This window comes from Oceanobacillus sp. J11TS1 (assembly GCF_018333215.1).
GTDB lineage: Bacteria > Bacillota > Bacilli > Bacillales > Amphibacillaceae > Oceanobacillus.
Window position 1 is genome coordinate 158,686 of record NZ_BORO01000001.1, and the last position, 20,822, is coordinate 179,507.

14 protein-coding genes and 1 tRNA gene are annotated in these 20,822 nt (G+C 37.6%); 12 read left to right on the forward strand and 3 right to left on the reverse strand.

The annotated features are described in order from the left end of the window. Nucleotides 1-76: 76 nt before the first annotated feature. Complete coding sequence (dat, locus tag KI343_RS00785) at nt 77-949, reverse strand: D-amino-acid transaminase (RefSeq protein WP_212924524.1); 873 nt, start codon at nt 947-949, stop codon at nt 77-79. A gap of 241 nt (nt 950-1,190) precedes the next feature. Here dat and KI343_RS00790 point away from each other — a divergent pair. The 8 genes from KI343_RS00790 (at nt 1,191) to KI343_RS00825 (ending at nt 12,249) form a co-directional block, all read left to right on the forward strand. Beyond that, nucleotides 1,191-1,264 (forward strand) — tRNA-Gly (locus tag KI343_RS00790). 270 nt (nt 1,265-1,534) lie between these two features. After that, a complete protein-coding gene (locus KI343_RS00795) occupies nt 1,535-3,244 on the forward strand; it encodes an ABC-ATPase domain-containing protein (RefSeq protein WP_212924525.1) in 1,710 nt (569 codons plus the stop codon). A 25-nt stretch (nt 3,245-3,269) separates the two neighbouring features. Then, on the forward strand, nt 3,270-4,421 hold the full coding sequence (gene queG, locus KI343_RS00800) for a tRNA epoxyqueuosine(34) reductase QueG (protein ID WP_212924526.1): 1,152 nt from the start codon (nt 3,270-3,272) through the stop codon (nt 4,419-4,421). 69 nt (nt 4,422-4,490) lie between these two features. After that, a complete protein-coding gene (locus KI343_RS00805) occupies nt 4,491-5,345 on the forward strand; it encodes an amidase domain-containing protein (RefSeq protein WP_212924527.1) in 855 nt (284 codons plus the stop codon). A gap of 75 nt (nt 5,346-5,420) precedes the next feature. Continuing rightward, nucleotides 5,421-5,894 carry a tRNA (cytidine(34)-2'-O)-methyltransferase gene (locus KI343_RS00810; protein ID WP_212924528.1) on the forward strand — a complete coding sequence of 158 codons (474 nt, stop codon included), beginning with the start codon at nt 5,421-5,423 and terminating at the stop codon, nt 5,892-5,894. A 702-nt stretch (nt 5,895-6,596) separates the two neighbouring features. Then, entirely contained in the window at nt 6,597-9,461 is a 2,865-nt protein-coding gene (locus KI343_RS00815) for a 2-oxoglutarate dehydrogenase E1 component (RefSeq protein ID WP_212924529.1), read from the forward strand. 1 nt (nt 9,462) lies between these two features. Further along, a complete protein-coding gene (odhB, locus tag KI343_RS00820; RefSeq protein ID WP_212924530.1) occupies nt 9,463-10,740 on the forward strand; it encodes a 2-oxoglutarate dehydrogenase complex dihydrolipoyllysine-residue succinyltransferase in 1,278 nt (425 codons plus the stop codon). A 321-nt stretch (nt 10,741-11,061) separates the two neighbouring features. After that, complete coding sequence (locus KI343_RS00825) at nt 11,062-12,249, forward strand: NupC/NupG family nucleoside CNT transporter (protein ID WP_212924531.1); 1,188 nt, start codon at nt 11,062-11,064, stop codon at nt 12,247-12,249. Nucleotides 12,250-12,315: 66 nt separating this feature from the next. Here KI343_RS00825 and KI343_RS00830 read toward each other — a convergent pair whose 3' ends face one another. After that, a complete protein-coding gene (locus KI343_RS00830) occupies nt 12,316-13,683 on the reverse strand; it encodes an MATE family efflux transporter (protein ID WP_212924532.1) in 1,368 nt (455 codons plus the stop codon). A 104-nt stretch (nt 13,684-13,787) separates the two neighbouring features. Here KI343_RS00830 and KI343_RS00835 point away from each other — a divergent pair, with 104 nt between their 5' ends. Continuing rightward, nucleotides 13,788-14,873 (forward strand): undecaprenyldiphospho-muramoylpentapeptide beta-N-acetylglucosaminyltransferase, encoded by a 1,086-nt coding sequence (locus KI343_RS00835; RefSeq protein WP_212924533.1) that lies wholly within the window; start codon nt 13,788-13,790, stop codon nt 14,871-14,873. Nucleotides 14,874-14,921: 48 nt separating this feature from the next. Here KI343_RS00835 and KI343_RS00840 read toward each other — a convergent pair whose 3' ends face one another. Next, nucleotides 14,922-15,476 (reverse strand): beta-class carbonic anhydrase, encoded by a 555-nt coding sequence (locus KI343_RS00840; RefSeq protein WP_212924534.1) that lies wholly within the window; start codon nt 15,474-15,476, stop codon nt 14,922-14,924. 561 nt (nt 15,477-16,037) lie between these two features. Between KI343_RS00840 and KI343_RS00845 the strand changes: the two genes are divergently transcribed. The 3 genes from KI343_RS00845 to KI343_RS00855 all read left to right on the forward strand — a co-directional run bounded on the left by KI343_RS00845 (nt 16,038) and on the right by KI343_RS00855 (nt 20,790). After that, a complete protein-coding gene (locus KI343_RS00845; RefSeq protein ID WP_212924535.1) occupies nt 16,038-17,780 on the forward strand; it encodes an ABC transporter ATP-binding protein in 1,743 nt (580 codons plus the stop codon). Between the two features lie 3 nt (nt 17,781-17,783). Continuing rightward, the gene (locus tag KI343_RS00850) at nt 17,784-19,808 is read left to right on the forward strand and encodes an ABC transporter ATP-binding protein (protein WP_212924536.1); all 2,025 of its coding nucleotides are present in this window, start codon (nt 17,784-17,786) and stop codon (nt 19,806-19,808) included. Nucleotides 19,809-19,989: 181 nt separating this feature from the next. After that, nucleotides 19,990-20,790, forward strand: a complete 801-nt coding sequence (locus KI343_RS00855) for a S1 family peptidase (protein ID WP_306432529.1) — start codon at nt 19,990-19,992, stop codon at nt 20,788-20,790. The last annotated feature ends 32 nt before the right edge of the window (nt 20,791-20,822 follow it).

Genomic DNA, 20,822 nt, shown 5'->3' on the forward strand with positions numbered 1-20,822 from the left:
TCAAAAGATGAGTTGGGTTAAAGGTTGGGTTCGTTTCATTAAAACAGCCATCCCTAAAAGAGACAGCTGTTTCTGACTATATACTTTCCATTAACTTCTTGGTAATTTTAGCGTCTTGTTCATATGCTTTTTGAAGTGTCCGCGTGATGCTTCCTGGCTCACCATTACTAACCACAACATGATCAACTTGAATGACAGGTGTGATTTCAGATGTGCTGCTCGATAAAAATAATTCATCTGCATGCTTGATATCTTCCAAATGAAATGCTTCTTCGATAAGTGGAATATTTTCTTCCTTTAAGAAACGCTCAATTGCCATTCGTACACATCCGTGTAAGATCTTATTTGTGGTTGGATGTGTATAAACTTTTCCGTCTTTTACTAAATAAATATTGGAAGAGCTGCATTCTGTGACAACACCATCACGATGCAAGATTGCTTCGTAGCAGCTGTTCTCTTTAGCGGTTTGTTTTGCTAATACGTTTGGCAAAAGATTCAAACTTTTGATGTAACAATTTTCCCAGCGACTATCACGATGTGAAATTGTCTTAACACCGTTTTCCAATGTTTTCTCATTTCGTGGAAGGTCTTGAATATATGCATAGATATTAGGGGTTACGTCCTGCGGAAAAATATGATCACGTGGAGCAGAGCCGCGAGTAATTTGCATGTAAACTTTCCCGTCGTTCGTCATATTATTTTTTTTTATTAATTGGTGCAGTAAGTCAATCATTGTTTCTTTATTATAAGGAATGTTAATCTTAATGGCTTCTGCAGAGCGGAATAAACGATCGACATGCTCTGTTAAGAGATAATATTCGCCATTGTAAATACGAATAACCTCATAAATCCCGTCACCAAATTGTAATCCTCTTTCCTCAAATGGGTAGCTTAAACTGTCCTTATCCACAAACTCAGATTGGGTGAGAATGGTTGAATATACTGACATTTTGAAATTCTCCTCTCATAAAGCATAATAATAGTTTATTACGCGACCAAACGATTGTAAATAGTTAACGCAATAATCCGCCGTTAAACTAGAATTTAAGATTCTGTATTGGATGCAGGTTTCCGTTCCTCGTTAATACTAATTGATAAAACATAATCTATTGTGAAAAAATAAAATTTATTGTTGATTTTTATCGAAACGACTGCTATAATATCTTTTGTGGTTGAAAAACTTAAATGATGCGGGTGTAGTTTAATGGTAAAACCTCAGCCTTCCAAGCTGATGACGAGGGTTCGATTCCCTTCACCCGCTCCATACATATGTGATAACGCAGTGTTTCGTACTTAGTCTACGAAGTGTTGCGTTTTTTATTTTGTTTGTTAAATTAATTGTTTATCCTCCGTTTTACATAGTAATCTATATATGTAGAATAAATAACACCACTTTAAATTGTAAGATGATAGGATTCCAATTACTTGCTCTTAAGAATGTTTATGTTAGATTGTAAGATCCATGTATCGTTTTCAAGAGCTTTTGGGATAATTTTTATAAATGCCATTTAAATCAGCAGAATGGAGGGGAAAAATGAATAAACTTAAAAATAGTTTATTACAAATCGATCGGAAAAGTTACAAAGCATATAAGCAAATTGCAGGAAGTTATACGTATCCGCGTTATATACTGCATGTAGACTACGTACAAGGAGATCCATTTGCAAGTCCATCAAAAATAAGGGCAGTCATTCCAAAGGAAGAACGCACGATTGAACCTGCATGGTTAGAAACAAAAGCTCGACGTACTGCAGCAGAAGATGCTTTTGCAAGAGTTATTAATAAAGAAGTAAAAAAGAGCCGATTTTCTATTAAAGGTTCTGGAAAAAGCGGCATGATTGCTTTTGACGGACCAGGACAGGAAATATTAGAACGTACAGCTGTAAGTATTTCAGAACAAGAAATAACCATTTGCCTATCGGTTGGTTTACCCGCTAACGGCCGATCCATTAATGGAAAAGAAGCAATGAAATTATTTAATCAAGCAATTCCGGCGTTATTAGAGAATTCGGTTTTTCATATTTTAGATGAACAAATTCAGCAATCTATTCAGTTGGCAGATCAGCAAGAAGCAATATGGAAAGCCATGAAGGAAAATAATTGGGTGAGTTTTATTGCGAATGGTTCGATTTTACCAAGAAAAAGTGGCGTGAGTGATTTACCGGCTCATGACGCAGTAGCTTTTCAAAGCCCGCCAGAAGATGAGGTAGAATTAAAATTACCGCATGGCAAGACTTTAAAAGGAATGGCCATTAAGCAAGGTGTCACTTTGATTACCGGGGGTGGCTATCATGGCAAAAGCACACTCCTTCAAGCTATTGAGAGAGGTGTTTATCCGCATTGTGCAGGGGATGGACGTGAATTTATCTGTACAGACCCGAGCGCGGTCAAGATTCGGGCAGAAGATGGAAGAGGAATTTCGTCGGTAAATATCTCTCCTTTTATTTCTAACCTTCCTCATGGAAAAGATACGACTTGTTTTTCAACGGCTAACGCAAGCGGAAGTACATCACAGGCAGCCAATGTAATGGAAGCATTAGAGGTAGGGGCCGAAACACTCCTAATTGATGAAGATACCAGTGCGACGAATTTTATGATTCGTGATAGCCGCATGCAAAAGCTTATTGATCATAAGAAGGAACCAATAACACCATTTATTCATCGAATCCGTCAGCTTGTGGACGAAACAAATAAATCTGTTATTTTAGTAACGGGCGGTTCTGGCGATTATTTTGATGTAGCAGATAACGTACTACTTATGGAGGAATATATTCCGAAGAATGTGACGGAAAAAGCAAAAGAAATTATAAAGGCAGATCCAATTGCAAAAATTGACGTAGAGCCTGTAGATTTTACAAATTTCAGGAAACGGCAGCTGCTGTCTTCTACCTTTCCAAAACAGGCAGATAGAAGATTTAAAATCCAGGCAAAAGGACAATTTCAAATTTTATTTGGAAAAGAACCTATTTCCTTTGCTGATACCGAACAGCTGGTAGATCCGTCACAAACAAGAATGATTGCGGAAATTATTCAGTATCTATACCGGGAAGAAGGAAGGCAGTTTTCTTCCTTTGATGAATTGCTGCAGCATATCGATGAAAAAATGGATCAAGGGCTGGCAATCCTAACTAAAAATAATGGAAAGCATCCGGGAGACTTAGCGAGACCAAGAAAAAATGAGATTGCAGCTGTATTCAATCGAATGCGCACAGCAAAATTTATGATGGAGAAAGATAGATTGTAGGAAACAGAAGGGAGGAATAGGCGGTATGACGAAAGTAGCGCAGCTTCAAGAAGACATCAAAGCATATGCAAAAACGATTGGTATTGATAAAATTGGTTTTACAACAGCAGATATTTTTACAGAAATGAAAGAGCGATTAAGACGTCAGCAAGAGTTAAAGTATCAGTCTGGTTTTGAAAAAGGAAGTATCGAGGAAAGGACGGAGCCTCAAAGACTATTGCCAGAAGCACAGTCTATCATTTCCATTGCCGTCGCCTACCCTTCAAGAATGGAAAAAACGCCAAGAGGGACAAAAGGAGACAGACGTGGCATTTTTGCACGCGCCTCTTGGGGGATTGACTATCACGTTGCTTTACGAGAACGTCTGGATAAGTTAGGGGCCTATATTAAAGAAAGGGTTCCTAATGCCATCATAAAATCGATGGTAGATACAGGAGAATTAAGCGATCGAGCTGTTGCTGAACGTGCTGGTGTTGGTTTTAGCGGAAAGAATACTTCAATCATTACAAAGGAATTTGGCTCCTTTGTTTATTTAGGTGAAATGCTGACCAATATTCCATTTATTCCTGATACGCCAATAGAAGATGGGTGTGGGGATTGTACTATTTGCTTAGATGCTTGTCCAACTGGCGCTATTGTCCAAGGCGGCCAGTTAAATGCACAACGCTGTATTGCATTTTTGACACAAACCAAAGATTTTTTACCAGAGGAGTTTCGCAACAAGATAGGGAATCGGTTATATGGATGTGATACTTGCCAGCAAGTTTGTCCTTGGAATAAAGGGAAGGATTCCCATTTTCATCAAGAACTAGAGCCAAATCCGGAATTAGTAAAACCAAAACTTAGACCGATGCTCCATTTGTCAAACCGAGAGTTTAAAGAAAAATTTGGCCATATGTCTGGCTCTTGGAGAGGGAAAAAGCCGATTCAGCGTAATGTCATTTTAGCGTTAGGCCATTATAAAGAACAATCTGCGGAAGAAGATTTAATTAACATGATGAAACATGATCCCCGGCCGGTTATTCGCGGTACAGCAGCTTGGTCTTTGGGGAAAATTGGAACAGATACAGCGAAAGAGGCAATTTCTGCCATGTTGGAAAAGGAAGACAATGAACAAGTTCTATACGAAATGGAAAATGCATTGTCTGCTATGCGCGCAAAACAAGGCAGCCAATGAAAGAAAACAATCAGATTCGATGACTTAAGTTGCTCCCTGCATGCATAGACTGAGTAGGGGGCGATTTTTATGGGCGATATCAAAGATTATTGGCACCGATTTTTTCAAGAGAAGAACGGCGGTCAGGATTGGTGGCATAGGAAAAAGAAGCTGTGCAAGCAAAGAGAAGCGCAAATTGTGAAGGTAAAAGGACAGGGGATTGTTCTGGGAAAGCAATCGTATGATATATCTCGAAGGATAGACTACGCCATGCACTTCACATACCTGATAAAACAACAAGATCTTTTTTACACGGAAGAGCAAATTATCCCTTATAAATGGACTTGGGATTCGGAAGGGAAAGGAAGGCATCAACATATTGAAAAATTTCAGGGAGAGGAAATTACGAATCAGCTCTCTGTATTGAAGCAAGCTAACCTTCCAGACAGTGATCGTGAAATAGAGTACAATCGACTCGAAGCTGTGCGATACGCAGAGCGGTGGTGGAATAGTTTTAATCCGGCATATCGACGGTTTGAAGATGATTGTACAAATTATATTTCCCAATGTCTGCGAGCAGGTGGCAGTCCGATGTGGGGTGAACCGGTCAGAGAACGAGGCTGGTGGTATAGCAATAATTCATGGAGCTTTAGCTGGTCTGTAGCGCATTCATTACGGTGGTACTTAAGCGGATCTGAGCGCGGATTAAGAGGAATCGAAGTAGAATCGCCAGAAGAATTAAATCCTGGTGATGTAATCTGCTATGATTTTGATGGGGATGATTTATGGAATCATACAACTATCGTAGTTAGAAAGGACGCAAATAATATGCCACTTGTCAATGCACATACCGACAATAGTCGTAATCGCTACTGGACATACGAAGATTCTGCGGCTTGGACGCCGGAAATAAGATATAAGTTTTTTCGTATAGAGGTAAGTTAGTGTATAATAAATATTTGGATTTATAGTGTGTCTTCAAAAAGACTCTTGGAATTTATTACTGAAGGAGAATGAACGTTGAGTTTACATGTTGTATTATTTGAACCAGAAATCCCAGCAAATACGGGTAATATTGGCAGAACATGTTTAGCGACTGGAACGACCTTACATCTTATTCATCCGCTAGGTTTTTCAACGGATAGTAAAATGGTGCGTCGAGCAGGTCTCGATTATTGGGAACATGTAGATGTAAGAGAATATCATTCTATAGAAGAGCTGTATCAAACCTATCCAGAGGGAAGCTTTTACTATATAGAAAATTTTGGGACGAAATATTATACAGATTTTGATTTTTCGTCTGTGAACACAGACCAGTTTTTTGTATTTGGGAAAGAATCTTCAGGGATTCCTCGTGAATTACTTGTTGGCAAAGAAGATAAATGTTTACGAATTCATATGAATGATCAAGTGCGCTCGTTAAACCTATCGAACACCGCATCAATCATTATTTACGAAGCGTTAAGGCAGCAGGGTTTTCCTGGTTTACACTAAAAAAAGATGTCTCCTGAATAAAGGAGGCATCTTTTTTAAATGGTACGAATTGCTTCATATACATGCTAACTTTTAAAGCAGTTTTTCGAATTACAGAATGCTTTTTTGGGGTTCTGTAAATGGATTATTATGTGCGCTGATCTTCTTTTGGTACTCCTGGTTTTGCTTCATAACCAGATGCAAAACAAGAAACGATAAATGTAACAGCAACACCTAATATCAATGCTAGTTTCATGAATGATTCCTCCTTTTATGTACGGATGGTTCCTGTATTTTTAAATGTCATTTTTCATCCGCAGAAAAATAAATCCCTGACAGAATGAAGGTTTAATAATAGTTTGTCCTTATTATAACGGAAAAAAGCCATGTTGTGAACTATTCCAATATTTATTTATTTTTTCGAATGGTTATCTTCTGTAAAAATTCTATCTTAAAAAATCATCTATTCAGAAGGGGAGACAGCGAAAGAGGGAATTAATTTATACTAACTGAAAATTCATAAAACAAAGCGATGGAAAAATGAGTTATGATTCATTCTTTTTGTTTGTTGGAAATTGTCGAATTCCTCAATAAATCTGTTTCGATTCCTTGTAACCGCCTTAAAAATCATGTATATTAGTTGGTGTAGAGAAATCAATATTATTAAAAAGTATTTGAACCGTTTTCATGAACGGATTAGTTAATTCAATGGGGGTATCAGTCGTGCCAGGAAATGAAGAATCTGCAGAAAAATTTTGGGGGCAGTTTCACGGACCAAATGCGGGGTATTTGGAACAACAATATGAGTTGTACAAAGAAGATCCTGAACAAGTTGAATCTTCTATAAGATTATTATTTGATACACATGGAGAACCTACTTGGCTAGCAGCTGAACAAGTTAGCGGACCTAGTGCCGGTCAATCAGCTTCGGACGTATCAAAAAACTTTGATATGACTAAACTGACCTCAGCAATCAAACTTGTTGAGGCTATTCGTCGTTACGGCCACACGGGAGCTGATATTTATACAGTTGGCGGGTACAAGAGTGCTCCATCTAAAATGTTAGATTTAGAATATTATAATTTAACAGAAGATGATTTGAAAAAGATTCCAGCATCTTGGATATGGGAACGCGAAAAAGACGGGGTAGAGACAGGTTTAGATGTTGTCAACCTGTTAAAGAAATATTATACAGGGACAATCACATTTGAATATGATCATGTAAATAATGATGAAGAACGGACCTGGCTATTTGATTTAATAGAAGAAGGAAATGCAAGATTTGATCCGGATCAAGAAGAAAGAAAAGGAATTCTTAAGCGTTTGGCTGAAGTAGAAGGTTTTGAGAAATTTCTTCATAAAACATTTGTTGGTCAAAAACGTTTTTCTATTGAAGGTCTAGAATCTATGATTCCAATGATTGACCATCTCGTAAAATATGCAAACGAAGATAGTATCGAACATGTCATGATGGGGATGGCGCATCGGGGCCGTTTATCTGTACTGGCAAATGTATTGCAGAAACCATATGATAAGATTTTTTCAGAATTTAACTATACAAGAGATAAAGAGTTAATGCCTTCAGAAGGGTCTAGAGCAATTAACTATGGTTGGACAGGCGATGTAAAGTATCATTTTGGTGCGGAAAAAGAAATCATTCATGGCAGTAAAGTGAATACCAAAATTACACTTGCTCATAACCCATCCCATCTTGAATTTGTAAACCCTGTCGTAGAAGGATTTGCCCGGGCTGCACAAGACGAACGTGATATAAGCGGTTACCCAACAAGAGATATTAATAAAGCAATGCCGTTGGTAATCCATGGAGATGCCGCTTTCATTGGAGAAGGTGTAGTAGCTGAAACACTTAATTTAAGCGGTCTACCGGGATATACAACAGGAGGAACGGTGCATATCATTGCAAATAACCAGCTCGGTTATACGACGGATCGTGTGGATGGCCGTTCAACACGTTATGCCAGCGACTTAGCGAAAGGGTTTGAAATCCCTGTTGTTCGTGTGAGTGCGGATGATCCTATTTCCTGTATTTCAGCGATTAAGATAGCTTGTGAGTATCGTAAAAAATTCCATAAAGACTTTCTAATTGATTTAGTAGGTTATCGTCGTTACGGTCATAACGAAATGGATGAACCGAGAACGACACAGCCTCAGCTATATAATGAAATTGATAATCATCCATCGGTAGCAACGCTATTTGCACGCGCAATGGAAGAAAGAAATTTAATCGAACCTGGTGAATTTGAAGAGATTAAAAATGCGGTTGAAAAGAAATTATCCGATATATATAAAGGGATGACAGAGAGTGAAATTGGCGAGCCGCAGCCAAAATCAATGCCAGAAGTACTTTCTAATAGATTAGATCAGTTCGAAACAGCAGTAGACTTAGATACTTTAAAGAAAATCAATGCAGAGCTTTTAGAACGTCCGGAAGGTTTTGAAGGCTTTAAGAAAACAGAACGAATTTTAAGACGCAGAAAAGATGCACTCGAAGAAGGAAATAAAGCTGACTGGGGCACGGGGGAAGCACTAGCATTTGCATCTATTTTAAAAGATGGAACTCCAATTCGTTTAACTGGTCAAGATACAGAACGTGGAACTTTTGCTCATCGCCATATCGTTTTACATGATGTAAATACAGGTGAAAAATATAGTCCAATGCATGGATTATCTGATGTAAAAGCATCCTTTGATGTTCGCAATAGTCCATTATCGGAAGCGGCTGTATTAGGGTTTGAATATGGTTATAGTGTTTATTCGCCAAGTACTCTAGTAATCTGGGAAGCGCAATTTGGGGATTTTGCGAATGCCGGTCAAGTGATTATTGATCAATTTATCGCTTCTGCAAGGGCTAAATGGAATGAAAAATCAAATATGGTATTATTGCTGCCTCATGGCTATGAAGGGCAAGGTCCAGAGCATTCAAGTGCACGTTTGGAACGTTATTTGCAAATGGCTGCGGAAAATAACTGGATTGTCGCAAATGTAACTTCTTCCGCTCAGTTATTCCATCTACTTCGCCGTCAAGCAGCAATGCGTTCTCGTCCAGAAGCTCGACCATTAATCTTGATGACACCTAAGAGTAGTTTAATTCGAGACCATAAGATGGCTTCAAGCGCAGAAGAATTTACGAGCGGCGGCTTTAAAACCCTGCGTGATCAACCATACTTTGATACAGATTCGAAGAAAGCAACGCGTCTGTTATTAGGAAGCGGAAAAATTATGGTTGATATTGAAGGAAGAATGGAAGAGAAGGAAGAAACCTGTGATTGGATCCGTGCCATCCGCGTGGAACAAATCTATCCATTCCCGCAAAAAGCAATTAAAGAAGAAATAAAGAAATTACCTCATTTAAAAGAAATTGTGTGGGTTCAAGAAGAGCCAAAGAATATGGGGGCGTGGGATTTTGTGGATCCTTATTTAAGAGAGCTTCTTGAGGAAGGTCAAGAATTACATGTTATTAGCAGACCGAAGCGTGCAGCACCTGCGGGAGGAATACCTACAGTGCATAAAACGGCGCATAAATATATCATTGACCAAGCATTGAACGAATTTGAAGGAGGAAAATAAAGTGCAAGAAATTAAGATACCTGAATTAGCGGAATCCATCACAGAAGGAACAATAGCAGAATGGCTTGTTAAAGAAGGAGATAAAGTAGAGAAAGGCGATGCCATTGTAGAGTTAGAGACAGATAAGGTTAATGTAGAAGTAAACGCAGAATTTTCAGGGGTTATTACGGAAATTACAAGTAATGAAGGTGACGATGTTTCAGTAGGTGACACCATCGGTAAATTGGATGAAAACGGAGAAGCTGGGGCTGCTTCTAGTGGTGAAGCTAAGAAAGAAGAAGCATCAAGTGAAAAAGAAACAGAAGAACCAAAAGAGGTGCCAGCAAAAGAAGCTGCAGGGGAAAGCAAACAAGATGCAGCTCCTAAACAGAATAGTGGGGATGTCATTGCTTCACCAGCAGCAAGAAAGCGTGCTCGTGAATTAGGTATTGATTTAAGCAAGGTACAAACTCGTGACCCTCTGGGCAGAGTTCGTCCGGAAGATGTAGAAGCATATAATAATGCACCTAAACAAGATGTTGCGCCATCTAAGCCGGCGAAAAAAGAAGCCGCAAAGTCAGAGAAAACAGAGTTTGATAAGCCGGTAGAACGGGTTAAAATGACTCGCCGCCGTCAAACAATTGCTAAAAACCTTGTAGAAGTACAACAAAACACAGCAATGTTAACGACATTTAACGAAGTAGATATGACGTCCGTGATGGAACTACGTAAACAAAGAAAAGATAAATTCCTAGCTAAGAACGGTGTTAAACTTGGATTTATGTCCTTCTTCACAAAAGCTGTTGTCGGAGCACTGAAAGAATTCCCGCTTCTTAACGCGGAAATTCAGGGCAATGAATTAGTTATAAAGAAATTTTATGATATTGGTATTGCTGTTTCAACAGATGAGGGACTAGTTGTACCAGTTGTTCGTGATGCAGATCGCAAAGACTTTGCAGGAATTGAGCAAGATATCGTTGATTTAGGTAAAAAAGCACGTGATAATAAATTAGCCTTGAAAGATTTACAAGGTGGATCATTTACTATTACCAACGGCGGTACATTTGGCTCTATGATGTCTACACCAATTTTAAATGCACCACAGGTTGGTATTTTAGGAATGCATAACATTGTGAAACGTCCAATTGCTATGCCGGATGATTCCATTGAAGTTCGTCCAATGATGTATATTGCACTATCCTATGATCATCGTATCGTGGATGGAAAAGAAGCAGTACAATTCTTAGTTCGAATAAAACAAATGCTTGAAGATCCATATGACTTATTGTTAGAAGGATAAACATCATAATAAAAAGCCTTGCTAGATCAAGGCTTTTTATTATGGAAATGTAAGCCATAAAGAAGGACAAAACTAGAGAAATTATTGGTGGAAATTGGCTAAAATGAACAATTGCTATTTGATTTTCATATAATGCTAATTTAATAGCTTCATTTGGAATTTTTTTATTATTAATTCTTTTTTTATAGCATTGAAATTATGTTCTTTTACGAATATGATAGTAGTTGCAGGGAACAACTTGTATAAGGATGGGATATAACGAAAATGTAAAAACTAACTTATACATAAATAAAGCGCTTTAATATAAAAGGAGGTAGGAGCTTGGATATTCTCTTAGGTATTCTCGCAATTATAGTCTCATTCGGCCTGGCGTTCTTAATGTCGAATGATAAGAAGAAAATCAATTTTAAGGGTATTGGCATTATGCTGGTCATACAGTTGCTGATCACATGGTTTATGTTTTTAACCACTATCGGTGCTAAAGTTATTGAATGGGTTTCTAATGTATTCAATAAGTTAATTGAATTTGGACAAGAAGGTATTGGATTTGTAGTGGGCGGATTTCAGTTAGATGAAGGCGGAGTGTTCTTCTTTAACGTACTACTATTAATTATCTTTTTCTCAACATTGCTTTCTGTCTTAACCTATTTAAAAATTCTTCCGATTATTATTAAATATATTGGAGCGGCTATTTCAAAAATTACAGGGCTGCCAAGAATTGAATCATTTAATGGTGTAAATAGTATTTTCTTTGGTCAGTCAGAAGCACTTATTGCGATTCGTTCTCAATTTCATCATTTATCAGAAAATCGGCTTTATATTATTTGTGCATCTGCAATGAGTTCTGTATCTGCATCTATTGTGGGGTCATATCTCCTCATGCTCCCGCCCAAATACGTTTTAGTGGCACTGCCATTGAATATGTTAAGCGGTTTAATGATTGCTTCTATCATTGCACCGGTAAATGTTCCTAAAGAGGAAGATAAAGTAGATATCAAAGATGTTAGTAATGATAAAAGTATTTTTGAAGCAATGGGTAATGGTGCGTTAGAAGGCGGGAAAATTGCGTTAATTGTTGCGACGATGTTAATGGCATTTATCGCGTCCTTAGCACTGGTAAACTGGGTTATTCAAGCTATCTTTGCAGGGGTAACCTTGGAAGAGATCCTTGGCTATGTTTTTGCTCCGTTAGGCATACTTATGGGAATTGCACCAGGAGAAGTCCTTGAAGCAGGTGCGGTTATGGGGACGAAAATTGTAACAAATGAATTTGTAGCAATGTTACAATTTCAACCGCTAGTAAGTGAAATGTCAGAAAAAACAGTGGGTATTGTAACAGTATTCTTAACAAGCTTTGCTAATTTCTCGTCTATCGGTATTATTGCGGGTACGGTAAAAGGAATTGACAATGCAAAAGCAGTTATCGTTTCAAAATTTGGGATGAAGCTATTAGCAGGATCGATTTTAGTATCTATTCTTTCTGCAACAATTGTTGGCTTATTCTTATAAAATGAATGAAAAACACCATGAACTTGCGGTTCATGGTGTTTTTCTATATCTAGCCTCAAGGGGACATTAACGTTGTCTCTGCTGGTAAGTTTGTTTTGCTTTATTTTGGATATATAGTAAGCGGAACAGCAAGGCAATAGCACCGGCACTTAAACCGACAATAATGCCAATCCAGTAACCAAAAGCTCCAAAACTTGTATAATTCGCAAACAAATATCCAGTCGGTAGTCCAATTGCCCAATAGGAGATTAAGGCAAGAATCAATGTGACATTGACATCTTTATAACCTCTTAAAGCTCCCTGAATGGGTGCTCCGATTGCATCTGCGAGTTGATAAAAAATCGCAAAAAGAATAAATTGTTTCGTTAATGCAATGACTTCTGGATTTGTATGATATAGCCGGGCAACCGTTCCATCGAAAACAAATAAAATAATTCCGGCAAATAAAGAGATAATAATCCCGCCGGTTATTCCAAGATACGTGTAAGAACGGGCATCATCGAATCTTTTTGCTCCTATCTCAAAACCAACAGCAATCGTAAGTGCCATCCCGATACTGAGTGGCAGCATGTACAACAATCCAGCAAAATTCATTGCAGCTTGGTGGGCTGCGATGGTGTTTGTGTCATAGATACTCATCATAATTGTTACTGCGGAGAAAATACTTGTTTCAAAAAACATTGCTAATCCAATAGGAAGTCCAATTTTTAATTGGCTTATCCAATAAGAAGGACGGGGTCTAAACCGAATGTGAAACACTTGATAAGATCGAAATGGAGCAACTTTGTGTATCATATATAAAGCTATGATACTGACTAACCAGTAGGTAATGCTGGTTGCGATTCCTGCCCCAATTCCGCCGAACGCTGGTAAACCTAGCTTGCCGAAAATAAAGATATAATTTAACAGCGCATTTATTGGCAAGGAAATTAAGATAATAATCATAGAAGCTCTTGTCTGTCCCAGCCCATCCATAAAACTTCGAACGGTGTGAAAAATAAATAATGGTATAATCCCTGTAGCAAGCGAGACTAAATAATATTTTGCTACGTGATGAACACCCGGTTCTAAACGCATCATCTGTAAAATAGGCTCTAAGAGAAAAAAGCCAGCAAGGATAATAACACAAGATAAACCGATAGAAAGATAAATTCCTTGCTGAATAACTTGCGGGATATCTTTTTTATCCTTTGCGCCAATAAGCTGTGCAATAATTGGTGTAATCGATAAAACAATACCATTTACGCAAGTTAGAACAGGAACCCAAAGGCTTGATCCAATAGCTACACCAGCTAAATCTACTGCACTGGATTGTCCCGACATTACCGTGTCAAAAAAATTCATTAAGTTAATGCTGACTTGAGTAACAAGAATCGGCAGCATGATTATAATAAATAGTTTGATTTTTTGTATTCGATTCGTTGTTTCGTACATAATTATCTTTCCTAACATTTAAGAATTCAATTTGTAACATAAATTAATAGGTGCATTGGTAATTATACGCTGATATAATGATTTGGGAAAGGATGAGATGATCCATGAAAAAGAAAAAGGATAAACGTATTTTATTTACTGGCGGCGGCACTGCCGGTCATGTCATAGTTAATTTAGCACTTATACCATATTATCAAGAAAAAGGTTATGAAGTAGATTATATCGGTTCCTATGAAGGAATTGAACGAAACTTGATTGGAAAGTTGGAGGGAGTAACCTATCATCCAATATCTACTGGTAAGTTACGCCGTTACATGTCCAAAGAAAATTTTAAAGATCCGTTTAAGGTATTAAAAGGGACAATGCAGGCTTATCGCATTTTAGGGAAAAGAAAAGCCTCTGTTGTTTTTTCAAAAGGCGGATTTGTATCTGTACCGGTGGTTGCTGCTGCAAAACTAAGAGGAATTCCATCTGTTATTCACGAATCCGATTTCACGCCCGGTTTAGCGAATAAACTATCGATTCCATTTACTAAAAAAGTGTTGGCAACATTTCCAGAGACAATGAAATATCTTCCTGAAAAAAAAGCCGCTTATGTTGGTGCAGTTATCCGTGATGAATTATTTAACGGAAATAAAAAAGCAGGATTAGCATTTGCTGGGTTATCAGGGGAGAAACCTGTTCTTTTAATTATGGGCGGAAGCGGCGGCTCTGAAAAAATAAATGCTACCATTCGAGAAGCATTAGACGAGTTATTGAAGCATTTTGAAATCATTCATATTTGTGGAAACGGCAAAGTAGATTCGTCTTTACGAGTACCAGGATACGCACAATTTGAATATGTACATGATGAGTTAAAAGATATTTTTGCAGCAACAGATTTTGTTGTTTCGCGTGCTGGATCAAATGCTATTTTTGAATTTCTAGCTCTGCAAAAGCCGATGCTGTTAATTCCGCTTTCCCGCGGTGCCAGCAGGGGTGATCAGATCATTAATGCAAACTCGTTTAAAAAGAAAAACTATGCCAAAGTGCTCGAAGAAGAGACGTTAACAACAAAGCAGCTTATTGATGAAGCAGTTGCATTAAAAGATGCTGCGCCAGTTATGCTTGACGAAATGAAAAAATATAAAAGTGAGGAATCACGAAATAAAGTAATTGAAATTATTGAATCTGTTCAAAAAAATAGGTGATTAATAGAAAAAGCTCATTCACTATAAAAATGAATGAGCTTTCGCTTTTTAGTCTTCTCTTGTGACAACGTCTAATTTTCCTGTTTCCGGGTCAATAACAAGACCATGTACTTTAATTCCTTTTGGAAGGAGCGGGTGGTTACGGATAATCCCTACACTTTGAGATACGGAGTCCTCAACCTTTTCGAATCCATGAAATTCTTTGTGAAGATTAATACCAGCATGTTCTAGCGTATGTAAGGTCTCCTCTGAGATCCCGCGTTCAACCATGGATTGTTGCAATTCCTCTGTATCTACATTGGTCATCCCGCAGCCGTGGTGCCCGATGACAACGACTTCTTCTGCTTTTAAACTATAAATAGCCACTAATAAGCTTTTCACAGCACTGTCGAATGGCTTACGGATAATTGCACCGGCGTTTTTCACCATTTTGACATCTCCGTTATGGATATTTAATGCTTTTGGAAGTAATTCCACTAAACGTGTATCCATGCACGTAAATATAACCATGCGTTTATTTGGAAATTTGTCGGTTGCATAAACTTCATAGTCTTTGTTTTCTACAAATTTTTTGTTGAAATCTAAAAGTTGGTCTAAGTTCATTTCCTTCATCTCCTTAAATAAAAATATAGCATGAATAATAAAATATGAAAATAAAAAAGTGTGTTGAAAATGGTCAAATGAATATATGAAAATGAATTTCAATAATAAATAATTCTCTATAATTTTATTGAAATTTAAAAAATCATTGACTTGTTATTTTGAAAAATATATAATGATAAGGCATTCAATTTTCAAATAAATGAGAAAAGGAGGGTACACAAAATGATTAACTTACAGCATCAAATTAACCAAATGAATCAAACGCATCAAACAAAACAGAATATGATTTTGTGGCCTCCATCAAAGTGGTGCATTTTTTCTTGATTCGTCAGGGATAAATGCGTTTTGGCCGCAGTTTTTTCCATGTGGCTAGCTAATTAGGGATAAGTAGGATGTTATAAGCGTATGCCATCAGCTGGTATATGCTTTTTTTGATGCCTAAAAGAGGTTGTTCAAAAAGATGAAGTTCACACTTATTTAACAATGAAAATCGGATGTAAACAAATTCAACGGGAAATGATGTTTCAGATGTAGGATACTACATAGAAAGCGGGTGAAAAAATGTTTGCGGTTTTTAAGAAATTAAACTGGTTCTTTGCGCATTACTGGAAACGATACACATTTGCGATTATTGCATTAATTCTTGCCAGTGCGGTCGGATTAATTCCCCCAAAATTGGTGGGGTATATTATTGATCATATTCAATTCGAGACATTAACTGCGCAAATTCTAACGGCAGTTATTGCAGGATATATCGTATTGCTTATCGTGCATTATATTATTTCTTTTTTATGGGATTATACGCTCTTTGGCGGGGCAGTTATTTTAGAACGCTGGATGCGAAGTAAATTGATGAAGCATTTCTTATCTATGTCACCAACGTTTTTCGGGAAATATCGGACAGGAGATCTAATGGCAAGATCGACGAACGATTTAAAAGCAATTAGTCTGACAGCTGGCTTTGGTGTGTTGACATTGGTAGATTCAAGTATATTTATGCTAATGATTATTGCTGTAATGGGATTAACGATTAGCTGGCCTCTTACCTTTGCAGCTTTATTGCCTTTACCGATAATGGCCGTCATTATGAATTTTTATGGAAGTGCTATTCATCGTCGTTTCACCAAGGCGCAAGAAGCTTTTGGAGAAATGAATAATAGCGTTTTAGAATCAATTCGCGGTGTTCGTGTTGTTCGTGCGTTTGTCCAAGAAGAACAAGAGAAAGAGCGATTTGGGGATATGACAAATGATGTGTACGCCAAGAATATGGAAGTTGCTAAAATTGATGCTTTATTTGAACCAACGATGAAAATATTGGTAGGCCTATCGTATACAATTGGTATTGGCTATGGTGCCCTGCTTGTATTCGAGAATCGCTTGACTTTAGGCGATTTAGTTACCTTTAATGTCTATCTAGGAATGTTGATTTGGCCGATGTTTGCAGTAGGTGAATTAATCAATATTTTACAGCGGGGAAATGCATCCTTAGATCGTGTCAACAAAACATTATCGTACCAGCCGGATGTTCGGGATGTGCTGGAGCCGAAAGAAGTGGCCAATGTTACAGGGCTCGTTCTGCAAAACGTATCATTTCATTATCCAAATACTGCTGAAAAAGCATTAAAAGGAATTTCATTAAATGTCCAAGTAGGAGAAACGATTGGTGTTGTTGGGAAAACAGGTGCAGGTAAAACAACGCTATTTAAATTATTACTAAGACAGTATCCGGATGTACAAGGGGGAATAATGATTTCAGGAGTGAACATAGAAACGATTCCTTTAAAGCAGATTCGTGAATGGATTGGTTATGTACCTCAAGATCAAATGATGTTCTCCAAAACGATCAGGGAAAATATTCAATTTGGTAAAGAAGCTGCAACCGATGCAGAAATATTTCGAGCATTGGAGCTTGCTTATTTCGCAAGTGACATTTTACAACTGCCTGAAGGATTGGATACACAGGTTGGTGAAAGCGGTATTACCTTATCAGGTGGTCAAAAACAACGCGTGGCACTTGCCCGGGCATTTATTAAAGACCCTGAAATTCTTATTTTAGACGATTCCCTATCAGCCGTGGATGGTAAGACAGAAGCTGCGATTATTACTCATTTAAAAGAAGAAAGAAAAAATAAAACAACATTTATTGCAGCACACCGTTTATCGGCTGTTACACATGCAGATCACATCATTGTCCTAGAGGATGGCGAAATTGCTGAAGAAGGAACGCATGCGCAATTAATGAAAGAAAAAGGCTGGTATCACACGCAATATGTCCAGCAACAAATGGAAGATGAGGAGGTGTAAAAGATGAAAAGTACGGAGAAACGATTATTTCAATATGCTTTAAAATATAAGAAAGGAATTATCATTGGTCTAATCTGTTTAATAATAGCTGTAGCATTGGAGTTAGCAGGACCTCTCATCGCTAAACGAGTTATTGATAACCATATTCTTGGTGTAGAAGGACATTGGGAGGCAGTAGAAACGACTGACTCCACAACAGCTTCCTATCGTGGGCAATCATTAAAACGATCGGATCGTATTTCAGATGACGATACGCTTTTAGGAGAGAGTTACACATTATTACAGATTGGTTTTTCTTATTATATTTTTGAAGGTGAGTTGCCATTAACAGGGCAGAGAGAAATGAATGATGGAGAACTTACCATTGAATTAAATGATGGTGTGATTCATGCTGTGGGAGATCGGTTATCTGTTCAAGAGGCGTATCCATTTTTTGAACCGGAAAAAGCACCAATTATAGGCCTATTAGTGTTATATATGGTTTTATTAATAATCGCCGGTGTTTTTCAGTTTTACCAGACATTTTTATTGCAAAAGTCAGCGAATCAGATTGTAAAACAGATGCGAACCGACTTATTTGCACATACACAGCGTATACCAATTAATTATTATATTGATCAGCCAGCTGGTTCTATCGTTTCAAGGATTACGAACGATACAGAAGCTATTCGTGATTTATATGAACGCGTTTTATCCATAGTCGTTACCAGTCTGATATATATGGGTGGAATCTTTATTGCTTTATTTATTTTGGATACGAGACTTGCTGCATGTTGTTTACTTATTATTCCTTTATTATATGGATGGATGCGGTTTTATAAGTATTTTGGCAGTAAGTACAACCAAGTAATACGACAAACAATCAGTCAAATTAATGGAAATATCAATGAAGCTATTCAAGGAATGCCAATTATTCAAGCCTTTAATAGAGAAAAGGCAATGAAAGAGGATTTTGAAGTATTAAATAAGCGTAATTATACGTACCAAAAGAAGTTGATTCGTTTAAGCGCTCTAACTTCTTATAACCTGGTAACCGTTTTTCGTAATGTAACATTTGTTGGATTTATTTGGTATTTTGGATCTTCTTCTTTTAATATGACAAGTGTTATTTCCATTGGTGTTCTGTATGCTTTTGTTGATTATATTAACCGATTATTTGAACCAGTCACAGATATTGTCAATCAGCTTCCCTTAATTGAGCAGGCGAGAGTAGCTGGGAGCCGTGTATTTGAGCTTCTAGATCATTCGCATGAAAATACGGATAATAGCGAGATTGCCAAATACAGAGGAACAATTTCCTTCGAGCATGTATTTTTTGCTTATCAGAAAGAAGATTATGTCTTAAAGGATATTACTTTTAAAGTAGATGCTGGTCAAACAACGGCTTTTGTAGGCCATACAGGTTCTGGTAAAAGCTCTATTATGAATTTGCTTTTCCGTTTTTATGATCCGCAAAAAGGAAAAATTAAGATAGATGGTATGGAAACGTCAACTTTATCGAGACAGCAGATACGCAGCCATATGGGAATAGTACTTCAGGATCCATTTCTATTCTCTGGTACTATTTTGACGAACGTTACGATGCAAGATAAACGAATAAGTAGAGAAACGGCAATTGCTGCCTTAAAAGCAGTTGGAGCAGACAGGTTTATTGAAAAACTTCCTAAAACTTATGATGAAGAAGTGACAGAAAATGGATCGACCTACTCACTGGGAGAAAGACAACTAATCTCATTTGCAAGAGCGCTTGCATTTGACCCTGCCATTTTAATTTTAGATGAAGCAACAGCGAATATTGATACAGAAACAGAGCTGATGATTCAACATGCATTAGAGGTGCTGAAACAAGGAAGAACCACGCTTGTTATTGCCCATCGATTATCAACGATTCAACAGGCAGATCAAATTATTGTCTTGGATAGAGGAAAGATTATAGAGAAAGGAAACCATGATACACTGATTGCTGAACGAGGGCAATATTACCAGATGTATCAAATGCAACAAGGTTCCTTGAAGGTAAGTGTGTAAGACTAATAGGATAAAGCTAAAGCTCATCTATACGGTAATATCGTCCGGGATAGGTGAGCTTGTTTTATGGAAAAGAAAACTACTACTATTCCTCTAATGCGTGCAACGAAGGTATACGTCAAGTTTTCTAATTTGTTAAAATAAAAGTATGGAGTTATAGCAATGGAGAGGGGGCTAGACATTGAAAAAACCAGGTAGCAAAAAGAAACAGATGGACGACGATTTAATGGAAGACCTCGATGAGGAAGAAATGTATAACCTTGTTATGAAAGCTAAAATAGAGGCATTGGAAAAAGCACGTATGAAGGAAGCGGAGCCAAAACGCCGCTTACCAAAAGTTCTGGCAATCTTGATAGCTTTTCTGATGACATTTTATATCATTTCTATGTTTCCAAAGGTGATTTCAATTCCTGCTATCGATTTCCTTCAAGTGTCTAGTCGTCTATCGCAAGATGAACAAATAGCAGCGAATAAAGAAGCAGTGGTTGTTATAGAAACAAATGGCAGTAAAGGAACGGGATTTGCTATTTCTGAAGATGGAAGCCTGTTAACGAATTATCATGTCATTGAAGGCTATCAAAGTGTTACAGTTGCGTTCCTGGAAGCTGGTTTATTTGAAGGAGAAGTAGTGGAAGAATATCCTGAGATTGATTTAGCAGTGGTTAAAGTTATTGGAGAGAATCTGCCTGATCTTACTTTAGATGAAAACGCACCAGTCGAACAAGGGGATGACATTCGATTTATAGGTAATCCATTATTTTTTAATGGAATAGCAAATGAAGGTACGGTGATAGGTCCTTTGCAGTTATCCAGCTGGGACAGGGAAGTTATGATGATCGAAGCTCCTGTATATCGTGGGAATAGCGGCAGTCCTGTAATGAATGAAGAAGGGAATGTGATAGGTGTTATTTTCGCAACCCTGAATCATGATGAAGAAGGCCGTGTCGGTTTATATGTTCCAATAAGTTATTTTAAAGAATAGGATTTGTTTAACTTCTTGATAAAAGGGAATTT